The organism is Rhodoblastus acidophilus, assembly GCF_009720655.1.
In the GTDB taxonomy this organism is placed as follows: domain Bacteria; phylum Pseudomonadota; class Alphaproteobacteria; order Rhizobiales; family Beijerinckiaceae; genus Rhodoblastus; species Rhodoblastus acidophilus_A.
This window is the reverse complement of the sequence record NZ_WNKS01000001.1, coordinates 509,723-521,971: the sequence shown is the minus strand read 5'-3', so window position 1 is coordinate 521,971 and position 12,249 is coordinate 509,723. Positions and strand designations below refer to the sequence as shown.

General features: G+C 65.1%; 8 protein-coding genes. 1 reads left to right on the top strand and 7 read right to left on the bottom strand.

Translation table 11 applies throughout. From position 1 onward, the window contains the following. Window positions 1-281: 281 nt before the first annotated feature. Both GJ654_RS02390 and GJ654_RS02385 read right to left on the bottom strand, forming a co-directional pair. Window positions 282-1,454, bottom strand: coding sequence for a methyl-accepting chemotaxis protein (locus GJ654_RS02390; protein WP_155444483.1), 1,173 nt, complete (start codon window positions 1,452-1,454; stop codon window positions 282-284). Continuing rightward, a complete protein-coding gene (locus GJ654_RS02385; protein ID WP_196305406.1) occupies window positions 1,451-2,305 on the bottom strand; it encodes a HAMP domain-containing protein in 855 nt (284 codons plus the stop codon). Before GJ654_RS02385 ends, GJ654_RS02390 begins: the two co-directional genes overlap by 4 nt. 224 nt (window positions 2,306-2,529) lie before the next feature. On the opposite strand from GJ654_RS02385, the gene GJ654_RS02380 reads away from it, so the two are divergent. After that, the gene (locus tag GJ654_RS02380) at window positions 2,530-4,377 is read left to right on the top strand and encodes a putative bifunctional diguanylate cyclase/phosphodiesterase (RefSeq protein WP_155444481.1); all 1,848 of its coding nucleotides are present in this window, start codon (window positions 2,530-2,532) and stop codon (window positions 4,375-4,377) included. A gap of 75 nt (window positions 4,378-4,452) precedes the next feature. Here the strand turns inward: GJ654_RS02380 and GJ654_RS02375 are convergent, their stop codons facing one another. From GJ654_RS02375 to GJ654_RS02355, 5 genes are all read right to left on the bottom strand, one after another. Continuing rightward, entirely contained in the window at window positions 4,453-5,643 is a 1,191-nt protein-coding gene (locus GJ654_RS02375; protein ID WP_196305405.1) for a rhamnan synthesis F family protein, read from the bottom strand. A gap of 83 nt (window positions 5,644-5,726) precedes the next feature. After that, on the bottom strand, window positions 5,727-8,105 hold the full coding sequence (locus GJ654_RS02370; protein WP_155444479.1) for a glycosyltransferase: 2,379 nt from the start codon (window positions 8,103-8,105) through the stop codon (window positions 5,727-5,729). Between the two features lie 10 nt (window positions 8,106-8,115). Continuing rightward, on the bottom strand, window positions 8,116-8,889 hold the full coding sequence (locus GJ654_RS02365) for a class I SAM-dependent methyltransferase (protein ID WP_155444478.1): 774 nt from the start codon (window positions 8,887-8,889) through the stop codon (window positions 8,116-8,118). Continuing rightward, complete coding sequence (locus tag GJ654_RS02360; RefSeq protein WP_155444477.1) at window positions 8,882-9,769, bottom strand: acyltransferase; 888 nt, start codon at window positions 9,767-9,769, stop codon at window positions 8,882-8,884. Before GJ654_RS02360 ends, GJ654_RS02365 begins: the two co-directional genes overlap by 8 nt. Next, window positions 9,766-12,033, bottom strand: a complete 2,268-nt coding sequence (locus GJ654_RS02355) for a tetratricopeptide repeat protein (RefSeq protein WP_155444476.1) — start codon at window positions 12,031-12,033, stop codon at window positions 9,766-9,768. Before GJ654_RS02355 ends, GJ654_RS02360 begins: the two co-directional genes overlap by 4 nt. Window positions 12,034-12,249: the final 216 nt, after the last annotated feature.

Below are 12,249 nucleotides of genomic sequence, written 5' to 3'. Positions count from 1 at the left end.
CGGCCTAACCCCCTCAAGGATCAGATGAAGACGCGTCAGCGTCCGCCGCCAGTGACCGGCAGCGACGCCGTCGATGGACGCCTTATAGGACCCACCCGCCCGAACCGTCAAGCGGGTTTTTAAGAAAAATGCACGTCGGGAGCGGTCCGCCAACGTGTCGCCGTGAAAACAAAGACTTAACCAAGCCGATCCGGCGGCGACGCAATCTCGGCGCCAGGAGACAGCCGTCGACCGGCGCTGTCACGCTCAAGCGGCGCCCCCCCTCCTCGTCGCCGCGCCGCTCAGAATGAAGCCGCTCGATGTTTTGGCCCCGCATTCATCAAGCGAAGCCTGGCGCACGACTTAGCGGTTGACGATTCAGGCGGCGCCCTGTCGATCACGCCGCTCTGCTCCGCCAGGAATTGCGCCGCCGCAAAGCCCTCCTCTAGGCGCGCAACCCTGGCCCGAACCCTGGTCCCATCCTCGAATTGCAAGGTGACGGCGTCGCCGACGCGCAGGCGCCCGGACGAGGTGAATTTTGCGCCGCTGTCGGAAACATCGACCAGCCGCGCCGTCTCGCTTTCGCCATTGGCGTGGATCACCAGCGCCTGGCTGGCGCGGCGACGCAGCGCTTTCCGCCGCTCGCCGATGTCGCGCCCCAGATTCGAGAGAAAGGTTTCGACTGTCACCGCGAGCGTCTGCCCTGCGGCGACAAGGGTCTCGGTGACCGAAGCGACGCGTTGGGCCTCGCTGTTGGTCTCGCCGATGACGCTTGCAGCATGGGTGACGCTCTCGCTCGTCGCAGAGGAACTCTGCGCGGCGCGCGAAACGGCGTGGGCGATTTCGGTGGTGGCTTCGCTCTGCTGGGTCACAGAAGAGGCAATGGCGGCGGTCAACGCATCCATCTCTTCCGCCGCCATGGCGATCGCCCGAATGGCCCCTTCCGCCTCGCGGGTCGCAGTCTGAATCTCCGCGATCTGGGCGCCGATCTCGTCGGTGGCGCGCGCTGTGTGTTCGGCCAGCGTCTTGACCTCTGAGGCGACGACCGCAAAACCGCGCTCGGCCTCGCCGGTGCGCGCCGCCTCGATGGTGGCGTTGAGCGCCAGCATGTTGGTTTGCTGGGCGATCCCCCGGATGATCTCGACGATGGCGCCAAATTTCTCCGCCAAGGCGACGAGTGCCCCGACGTGGCGGTCGGTTTCCCTTGCCGACGCGCTGGTCTGGTCGGCGCGATGCCGCATGCCTTCAATCTGAGTCGGGATCTCCTGGATCGAGGAGGGCAATTCCTCGGTGGCGGACGACACCGTGTGCATGTTCTCCGAAGACACATTGGCGGCGGTGTGGGCTTCGCCGGCGGCGTCGCTGGCGCGCGCGGCGACGGCGTTCAAATGCTGCGCCGTGTCGCCCATCTCGCCGGTTCGTGCGCTGATCGAGGCGACGACGGCGTTCACGTTCTCGCGGAACCGCCCGATCATATCTTCGAGGAGACGCTGGCGTTCGGCCTCGCGCGCGCGTTCCGTCCTGGCTTCCCCCTCCAGGCGCGCGCGGCCTCGGCGTTGTCGCGGAACACTTCCACCGCGCGCACCGCGCGCGCCATTTCGCCAATTTCATCCGACCGTTGCCTCCCGGGCGTTTCTTTCGTCAGGTCGCCGTTGCTCATCGCGGACATGGTCGATGCGATCGCGCGAACCGGGCGGGTGATGCCGCGGGCGATCCTCCAGGCCAGGAACGCGCCAAGGACCACGCTGAGGGCGGCCAGCGCCATGGAGCCCCACGACAACAGTTTTAACTCGCTGCGCGCGTCATTTTCCGTCTGAACCGCCGTGCCGACAATGGCGCGCTCCAACTCTCCCGCGACGACGTCGAGCCGATTTTCCACTTCGTCCATTTTGGCGGCAATCGTCCGCGCCTCCTCCGATCCGAGGCCCGCGTCGGCCTTCACCCGCGCGAGGCGATCGGCCAGGTCCGCATAGCCGTCCACCAGCGCGCCCATTTCCTCGGCGCGCGCGCGGCGGCCAGGATCGAGGATCGATGCGGCCAGCTTGTCTATGTTCTTTTGAACCGCTTGCCGAACGGACCGGGACGTCTCGGCATCTTCGGCTTCGTCGGTGGCCAGATGTCGCCACGTTTGCGCAATATAAAGGTTGATGCTGGCGCGCGCGACGTGGTCGAGGATCGCGTTGTTTTCCTTCATGATGACGGTGGTCAGGGCGGCGCCGCCGACCGTTTCCGCATAGATCAGGCAGGCGCTGAGAGCCAGAATGAGAGCGATCAGAACGGTGAAGCCCGCGGCCAGTCGACCGCCGATATTCAAACGATCCAGCATTGCAGTGCTCGCAACATGGCGAAGTGTGCGGCGACTCTGACGACAGAGACTTTCGCCAGGCTTTTGGTGTGAACGTGCGATCATGGACCAGCCGGGAGCGTTGGCGAAAGCGGCTCGCTGAGCTGTTTATTAAAAACTTCACGAAGCTCTGTGCCTTTCTTTCATTATTTCCCGCACAGGTTGAGAAAACGGCGCGCCAATCCGGCGCGCGAACAAGGCCGGACATGGCGCGCTCCCCTTACGAACCCTCCAATTCTTGCGCGGACCCCGGACGTGTCAGGCCAAGCGAGAGCCAGCCCGTCGGCTCGAAGGGCAAGGGCATCAACCGCATTCCGGTGCGCTTCGCGCTGATGTCGGCGGTCTTCACCACCCTCGGCATCGGATTGCACCAGGCCGCTTTCCACAACCTCGTCGATGAAGCGGGCATGTCCAGTCTCGCCCTCTTCGCCGCGATGATCTGCGCCCCTGCGCTGGTGACCTATGTCGCCGCCGGAAGGCTCGCGGGATCGATCAAGGCGCTGCGTCACAGCACGGAGGAGATCCTCGCCGGCCGCTTCGACGAACCCGTGAACGTCGATTGCGCGTGCGAGGTCGGCGGCCTCGCCGACAGTTTCCGCGCCATGGTCACGCGGCTGAACAGCAACATCCTGCGCATGAACCTTCTGGCGTATACCGACCCGGTGACGGCGCTGCCCAATCGGCTCGTCATCTCGCACGTCCTGGAGCTCGCCAGCGCCGACAAGGGACGGGACTGCCGCGGCGGCATTCTCTTTCTCGACCTCGACGGCTTCAAGAGGGTCAACGACGCGCTGGGACATGAGGCCGGCGACGAGCTTCTGCGGCTGGCGAGCCGCCGCATTTACGAGGATGGTCTGAACCTCGACCTGGGCGCGATGGAAACCTGCACGTCGCCGCTCGGCGAACTCCGCCAGTCCTGCCCAAAGACGCCCGTGCTCGCGCGCTTCGCCGGCGACGAATTCGTTCTGCTTGTCCCCGGGCGTGGCGAACGGGACGATCTTCGCGTGATCGCGGAGCGCATACTCCTCGCGCTGCAAGACCCTTTTGTCATCGACGGCTCCGAAGTCCGGGTCGGCGCCAGCATCGGTCTTGCGCAAATGCCCCAGGACACGACTGACCCCGACGAACTGCTGCGCTTCGCCGATCTCGCCATGTATGCGGCCAAGTCGGGTGGGAAAAACCGTGTCGTCCACTTCACGCCGGCGCTCGCCCAGGCCGCCTCCGACCGGACGCTGCTAGAAGCCGATCTGCGCCGCGCGATCGCGGAAGACGCGCTGGAGCTGCACTTCCAACCGAAGCTCGACGCGCAAACGCTGGAGCTGCGAGGAGTCGAGGCCCTCGCGCGCTGGCGCCATCCCGCGCGCGGCGCGATTCCTCCCAACCTCTTTGTCGGCCTTGCCGAACGCGCCGGCCTGATTGGCGCGCTGGGCGCCTGCGTGTTCCGGATGGCCGCCGCGCAATGCCGCGCGTGGATGGACGCCGGCCGCCCGCGCCGGATCGCCGTCAACGCTTCCCCCGCGCAATTTGAGAGTCCGGATTTCGTCGCCGAACTCGCCGCGACGATCAACGCCTATGGCGTCGATCCCAACCTTATGGAGATCGAGATCACCGAAAGCCTTCTGATCTCCGACACGCCGGACATGCGGCGCAGGGTTTCGGAGGTCCGAGCGTTGGGACTTCAAATTTCGATCGACGATTTCGGCACTGGTTTCTCAAATCTCGCACAGCTTGCCAACCTGCCGGTGGGTGAATTGAAGATCGATCGTTCTCTTCTTCTGGCGGCGGATCAAAACGCCAAGAGCCGGGCGATTCTGAGCGCCATCGTCACCATGGCCCACGGTCTCGATCTCAAGGTCGTGGCGGAGGGGGTGGAAAGCTGGCGTCAGCTGGCGAGCCTGCAAAGCCTAGGATGCGACGAAGTGCAGGGTTTCCTGTTCTCGGCAGCTTTGCCGGCCGCGGCCTTCGACGAATGGGAGGAAAGCCGCTGGAACAATCCCGCGCTTGATGTCCAGAGGGCGCCAAAGCGCTTTGCCGGGCAGGCTCGCGCGGTTTGAAGGACTTGGTCGCAAAAGCTGCGGCTGCGGACGCGCGCAACGGTCCGGCCGCCCACTTACGCCATCACGGCCGCGTCACAGCGGCGCCTGCGTAAATTCCAGGCTTTCGCCTGATATCCCCAGCACGGTTTCGCCGGAGGCCTCGACAGCCTTGGAAAAGAGCCGTTCCAACGCGTGTTCGAGGCCGCCGTCCAGCGCCCCGCTTTCCGCTTCGAACCCTTGCGAAAGCGACAGAGACCGCAGAAGCCGCAGCGACGACGGCCTGACCCAGAACATGGTTCCGCAGAAAAAATCGAGCCTGAACGGGTCGGCGACGCCGAGGCGTTGCGCCAGATCCAGCACGCGGGCGCGATTTTCCCCCCAGGAGCGTTCAAGCGAACACAAGGCGCTGGGATAGCGATAGGCGCGCGGGCCGATCATGCCGACGCCCGGATGCGCGTCAAAAATCTCGCAGATCGCGCGCGCGGCGCCGGGAGCGCCCAGGAGGTCGAACAGCATCCTGTGCCGCCAGACCGCGCCGAGGCCGGCGAAGCGGTTGCCCTCCAGCGATTTTTTGCCGTGAATCTTGCAGACGTAGCGGTAGCGGTCGAGCCGCCCCTCCTCCAGCAGTTGGAGAAAAGGCCGCACGTCGCGGCCACGGTTCTCCACGATCCGGACTTCGGCGCCGGGAAACGCCTGCGCAACACCTTCCGCCAGCCCATCCTTGCCGGAGACGACCGTGACGATCAGGTCGAAATCCAGGTCGAGTCGCTGGAGCAATTCCGCAATTTCCGGCCAGGTCTCCTCATAATAAAGGTGAAGAACGATCGCCGCTTTCGCGGATTGGACAAGCCGAGGCTGTACTGTCGCAGGATCGGACGACCAGCCGCGCAGCAGTTCGGGAAACCTGGAGACCACGGGACCGTCGATCGCCGCGCCGCTCCTGCGCATCCGGCGCGCAACGGCGGCAAAGGCTTTTTTCGCGGTCGCAGGTCCATGGGGGACCGCCGCGCAGGTTGCAAATCGCAGGCGCCCATCGCGTTTCATGGCGAGTGCGAAACGAAGCCGGGCCTTGATCGAAGCCGCGCCCCGCAGCGTCTCGACCTCGAAATCCTCCGACCACACCTTTGCGTCTTCGTCGCCATTCGAGCGGAAGAAAAACTCAAGTCCCTCACAGTTCGGAAGCAGCACTTGCGTCGTCACGCCGCCAGAGATCACGGAAAAGCAGCAGTACAGTTTGTCCCGCGCGGATTGCAGCGGGCGAGCCAGGAAATAGTCATTCGACATTTGCACGCCCGAATCGCGCGAGGGGGATGATTCCATTCATTTCACGCCAAGTGGCGTCGCGAGCGCCAGGACTGCAATGGCTGTCACATGACCTCCTCGCGAACACGCGGCTCGTCTGTCTTTCCTTCCGTCAGCAGTTTTCGCGTCGCGACGGCGTTGTCCGCGCAGAACTTGCGCGCCGCTTCGGTCAATGCGTCGGAATCCGCGCCGCACGCCTCGCGCATCCGCGCCGCGAGCACACGGGCCATGTCCCGCCCGTTCTCGTAAACCGCGCCGGTTCCGAGCGTCGCCACCAGCTCGGCGGGTCCGCCAAGATGATAGACGACGGGGAAACAGCCGCACACGCAGGCTTCGAGCGTGGCGATGCCGAAATGCTCATGATTCTCAGGCGCGTCGGCGGGCTGGTTCAGGCCGGTCGCCTGAACGTAGATCGCCGCCCGCTCGAGCAGCCGATCGAGGTCGGCTTTCGGGCAATCGGCGAGGATTTCCACGCTTGCGTCCCGCGCGGCCATGCGTTTGAGATCGTCGAGGAAAAGCAAGTCCTCGGGCCGCGACGCGTCGACGCTGCCGACGACGCAGAGCCGCCAGTCGTCGAGGCCGCCCTGCTGCTTCGCCATGAAAAAAGCCTCAATGACGGCGTCGGGGTTTTTCGCATGGCCCGATCGGGTGATGCGCCCGACGGTGACGACGATCTTCTCCTTCGCGACCAGCGGTTCGCGGACGTCGACGGCGAGCGAATGGGTGGGATAGATGATCTCGCCGCGAACCCGGCCCCAGATCTTATCCGCCCATTTTTTCGTGAAAGCCGAGTTGAACAGGAAATGATAGGAGGCCTTGGCTTCCGCGCCGAGGCCGCGATGCGGGAAGCTGACCAGATAATAGGAGCGCTTCGCCCTCGAAATCAGACCAGAACAGTAGCAGGCGTTGACGAAGACGTCGAATTGCGACGTGAACTGCGGCGAAACCTTGTGGATGATCAGCTTGACGCTGCGCGGAAGCGAAATTCCGAACCGCCGCGTCAGCGCGTCAACGTCAAAATCCGTTTCCGAGATCAGGTAGATCTCGTCCTCCTCGGTTGCGATCTCGCGCAAGATGCTGAGCGCGTGCAGTTCGCCGCCGCCAAACGTGTTCCACCAGGAATTGTAAACCCCGATGCAGCGGCGGCGCCGATCTGGCGCGCCGATGCGGCGGTCGAGATCGAGGAGAACGGATTTCAGCGCCGCCGGCGCCTCATCATATCGCGTGGCGTCGGCAAGAAATTTCGCCATCGCCTCGTCCTTGCCGGACTTCACGTGATGGTCGTAGATGAGCCGCGCGCGTTCGACCAGAAGCGTCCACAGCGACGACCCTTCGGACGAGGTCGCGGAATGCTTGTGATAGGCGAGCGCGCGCGGGCGGTAGCCAAGGTTCCAGCCGCCCGCGAGCAAGCGCGCGGACAGTTCGGAATCCTCGAAATAGGCGAAGAATTCTGGTCGAAACAGCGGCTGTCCCACCAGCGCCGCGCGCTTGATCAGCGCCACGCAGCCGCAGAAGGCGCGCAGGTGCCCGCCGACATCATGGTCGCGCGAGTCGAAGTCCGCGAAGCCAATGTCTGAGGGATAGCCGCCGAGGATCGTGCTACCCGCGTTGTTGATGACGAACGAGGCCCCCGGATGCAGGTGCGGGGACAACGGCAAGGAAATGAGACCGTCCGGCGTCGCCGGGAAGCTCGCGCCCGCCGAGGCGCAAACGACGGGTTCTGCGGCCTTGACGCGAATGCGCGGCGTCGAACCGTCGATGGGCAGGCGGAGAATGACGCGATACCCGGGGGCGCCGTTGTCGAGCGGAAAGGGCTTGGCCGAAATCCAGGCGCCGTCGCGAGACGGCGCGCCTATGCGCGTAAAAAATTTGCGGTAGGCGAGTTGCCGCTCCATGTCCGCCACATGGATGGCGAACGGTCCGGCCGACATGAAATGGAAATCGGCGAAGCGGCTCCAGAACCGAAGTTTCGGGGTGGCGACGGCGAGGCTGGAGTCTTCGCGGAACGCGGCCATCAGCTCCAGCAGGCAATCCTCGTCGAGGCGCGCGTCCGGATTGACCAGCGCGACGAATTCTCCGCGCGCGTGGCGCAAAGCAAGGTTGCTTCCCTCGGCGAATCCGAGATTGCGCGGCGCCCGCACATAAATGGCGTCGGGGCAGTGGGCGCGGACAACCGGCTCGGTGTCGGCGGTTCCGTTCTCGACAACGATCACCTCGATCTTCGAATAGGACTGCGCCCGGATCGACGCGAGGCAGGCGGGAAGATCGTCCTGCGAATTATAGGAGACGACGAGCACGGATATGCCGGGATTATGGACGACCCAGCCATAAAAGGCGCTCGCGCCTTCAGAGTGCAGCCGGACATAGGTCCGCTGCTTGCGCCGGTTGAACGGGTGCCGGAGGACAGCACGCAGGTAGGTCTTGAAATTGCCCCTGATGGTCATGCGCGCGCTTTCACGATTGCGTGGCGGCAAGCGGCTTGCGCGCGACCACGGCGACGCTTTTGGGCAGGAAGTCGTCGAGGATGCGTTTGATCTTCGGGCCCTCCTCGGTCTCCAGCAGCCGCGCCCAGCAGGAATTCCAGGCGCGCAGAACGGGATGCCACGGCGGCGCGAAATCCTGCTTGCTCGCCCAAAACAGCATCCACCACATCGAATTGTAGAAGCCGCGCGAGGATTCGCACACGACTTCAAGGCCGTGGCGTCTCAGCAGCGCGGCGAGCTCTCCAGGCTGAAAGATGCGAATGTGATTGGGCGGCTTGAAATAGGACGGCGGCGCCAGCTCCTGTTGCAAGTGTTCCGACAGCGCGCCGGGAACGGTGACCAGGAACAATGCGCCCGGTCGCGCCACGCGCGCGAGTTCGGCGACGAAGCGCTCGGGATCGGCGACATGCTCCAGCACTTCGGCGGCGATCACCTTGTCGACGCAGGCGTCGGACAGCGGAATTGGGTCGGCGTCGGTCTTGAGCGTGCGCACGCGATCCGGGCCGAATTCCGCCAGCTTTTCGGCCAGCGCCTTCAATTTGTCGCCATCGATGTCGGCCAGGATCAGCCGGGCGCCGCGTTCGGCGCAGAAACGTTCGAAAAAGCCGAAATCGCCGCAACCGATGTCGAGGATCAATTCGTCGGGGACGACGGGGAACCCTGGCGCCAGTTCGCCCCGCTCCGTGTCATGCCAGCCGCTTTGCAGCATGTCCGGCCATCCCACGCTGTCGTCGTCGTCAAACATGCAAATTTTCCTGTTCCGTTTTCGCGCCGCGCCGCCAGAAGCGCAGCGATGCGAGCGACGCCAGTCCGAAGCGCCTTTGCGGGTTGGCCGGCGCGGCGGGCAGCAGCGCGCGCAGCGCCTCGAGTTCCGCCGCCTCGGCCGGATGGGAGCGCACCCACGAGATGTTTTTCCGGATCGGCCGCGCTGGGGCGCCGCCCCAAAGTTCGCAGGAGGGGATCGATCGCGTGACGGTCGAGCCCTGACCAACCACGGCGCCGGCGCCGATCCGCACGCCCTTGGCGATCTGGCTGTTCTGTCCGACCCAGACATGGCGCTCGAAGACAATGTCGGCGGGAAAATTGGTCTGGCGCCAGGTGGCGAGATCGATGAGCGAATGGTGATCGGTCGTGCGCATCGACGTCAGGTCGGAAAACAGGCAATCGTCGCCGATCACGCAATGTGCGCCGCCGAAGGCCCAGACCCGGATCGACCAGGCGAACGTCTCCCGGCCGCAGAGAAGGACGCTGGCGTCACTGAGATGCGCCTCGAGGCCCAGATGCGCTTGTTCGCCCGAGAGCACGGCGAGATTGCCGTCGTCGTAGAATCTGACCTGCCCCTGAAAGCCGCTCCGCGCCCCGATCACGGCGACATTGCCCACGCCCTTCAGGTCGATGATCGTCAGACCCGGCCTCGGACCGGCCGCCTTGTGCAGAAACAGATGGTTCGGCGCATAGAGGCCGCCGACGTGAATGGCGTGGCGCGCGACGAGATTCTGGCGCTCGGCCTCGTCGGAGAGGTCGAACAGGTCGAAATCGGCGGTAACGTCCGGCAGCGTGACGCCGAACCGTTGCGAGAGGCGCGACAGGCGATCGGCGCAGGAGCGGACCAGGGCGTCGCTCATGCGCTCTCGGCAGCTACAGCCGCGTCCGCCCGTTCGCGCGCGTCGTCCCACCAGAACCGGAAGGCGATCATATCGCGCAAGCGGGCGAAGATGACGTCCTCGGAACAGAACCGCCGCTGGTTCTCGATCGCCCTTTCGCCCATGGCCCGATAGATTTCGGGCGTCTCGCTGGCGACGCGATAGCTCGCCTCCAGGGCGCGCAAAGCCGAATCCCAGTCGATTCCATAGCGGTGGGCGCGGAGCTTGTCGTCATTGTCATGCGGCCAGGCGCAGGGCTCGCGGTGCGCGGCGACGACGAAGGCGCAGGTTTCGTCGATATAGTCCGCCATGCTGGTGTGCGCCGGAGACACCGCCGGCTTGCCGCGCGACATGAACTCCATCAACGGCAGGCATTGCCCTTCGCCGAACGACATGTTCAGAGCGTAATGGGACTTCGCGACCAGCAAAGCGTAATCCTCGGCCTCGAGGAAATCGCCGATGGCGACAACGCGGCAGCGGAACGGCGGCGCCTTGGCCAGCACCTTGGCGATGTCCTCCAGCGCCGGGGCGCATTTGTGGTGGACGAGTTTCAAGACGAGGGTGGCGTTGGCGTTGTCGCGGCAGGCGATGCAGAAGGCGCGGACCAGCGTCTTCCAGTTCTTGCGGCCATCGTCGGGATTGAAAACGGCGACATAGACGATTTCGTCCTCCGCGAACCGCAGGGCGAAGCGGGGCGCGCCGGGCGCCGCGATCTCGATTTGCGCGCGCCGTTTGCCGTCGATCAGCTCGCAATCGAGCGCCATCCGGGCGCGGACGGAGGCGTCCTCCTCGACGGCCGCTTTCGAGGCGGAGGCGAACCGCCGCCAGAACGGCGCCGGCTTTTCCGGTTTCACTGCGGGCTTCGGCTCCGGGGGGCGGCGCGCGCGGTCCCAGATCGGGGCGGGAATCGAAAGAGCGGGAAAGCCAGGATACATTTCTTTGGCGACCGCGGCGCTGGCGAAGCGCGAATGCACGATGGCGCAACCGAAATGGGCCAGCGCGCGGCGCCAGTCGTCCAGGCGTCCAATGCCGCAATCCTCGGTCGGGATCGTGTCGAATTCCCAGGCGAAAATGGGAATCGCGGGACAGCGCAGGCTGATCAGACTGCGATGCGGCGGCGCGAAGGACAGGAGAACGCAAGATTCGCCTTGCGCGCGGAGCCGGTCATGAATGCCGTCGGCTTCCCGGGGATCGCCGATCACGACCACGTCCGCACGCGGCTCCAGCATTTTTCGAAAGGCCTCGCGCACGAAGAAATAGCTGTATTCGGGGCGGCCAAGTTGCGCGGTGACGTTGTTGTCCGCGGTCTCCGAATAGAGAAGGTACGTGACCGGCCGGGACGGCGCCGGCAGGTCGAGGCCAATGCGCTGGTCGGTGACAGCGCCGGGCAGGCCCAGTTTTTTTGCCAGCAGGGCGCCGCTCCGGAACCAGGATTCGAAATGGTCCGGCGCCAGCGATGCGGCCTTGCCGAAATGACTCCAGGCGGCGGCCTCGTCGCCGTCGGCTTCCGCCGCGAGCCCCAGCCGGAAGTGAATCTCCGGCGAATGGGGATCGGCCGCCTGCGCCAGACGATAGACCGCGCGCGCCTCGCGGGGCCGGCCGGTTTCCTCGAGCAGCAGCCCGCGCTGATAGGGCGCGTCGAAAGATCCGGGATCGGCGGCCTCGGCGCTCTCGAGGCAAGCGAGCGCCTCCGCAACCCGCCCCTGCGCCTTAAAGGCCAGCGCGCGCGCGATCAGCCCCTGGGTCTGGCTCGGATCGAGCGCGAGCGCGCGTTCGGCCGAGCCCAGCGCCTCCTCCGGACGCCCGGCGCCTAAAAACGCCAGGGCGCGGAGCCTGTGGGTTTCCGCGACGTCGGGGGCCAGCGTGAGCGCCAAATTGAAGCAGCTCAGGGCCTCGTCGGACCTGTTCATCTTCAGGGCCACGAGACCGCGCCGCTGGTAGGCGGGGGCCAGCCGGGGGTTCAGCGCGAGGGCCAATTCGAAATTGGCCTTGGCCTCCTCGAAGTCGTTCCGCGCGAGAGCCTGCTCGCCGTTCTGGACGTAGATGTCGGCCACATTCTTGATCTTCAGGAGACAATCGGCGAGCCGGCCGGCGAATTCCTGGGAATCGCAAAGGGTTGCGGCAATAGAAAACGGCGACTCCCCCTGCTCTATCCGATGCGCGTAATGGTGCAGGCCAAGATCATCCGGGTCCCGTCCCAGAAAAATCTTATAAAGAGCCGTTGTCGTGCTTTCACACTCGTTCATTGTCCTCACCAAGCCGCGTGGCGTCGCCGATCTCTGGTCAGATTGCGCTCGTCGAGCCGCCCATGAGGCGCCAAAAAGAACTCGCAGGTGCGATCTGGGACCTTACGTAGCCGAGCACGAAATGCTCGAATAGCCAAGACCCAGAAGCGCGTCGACTCCGTAATCCTACGGATGAGGCGGCCTGCCGCGAACCATTGCCCTCTGGCGCCCCGCGCG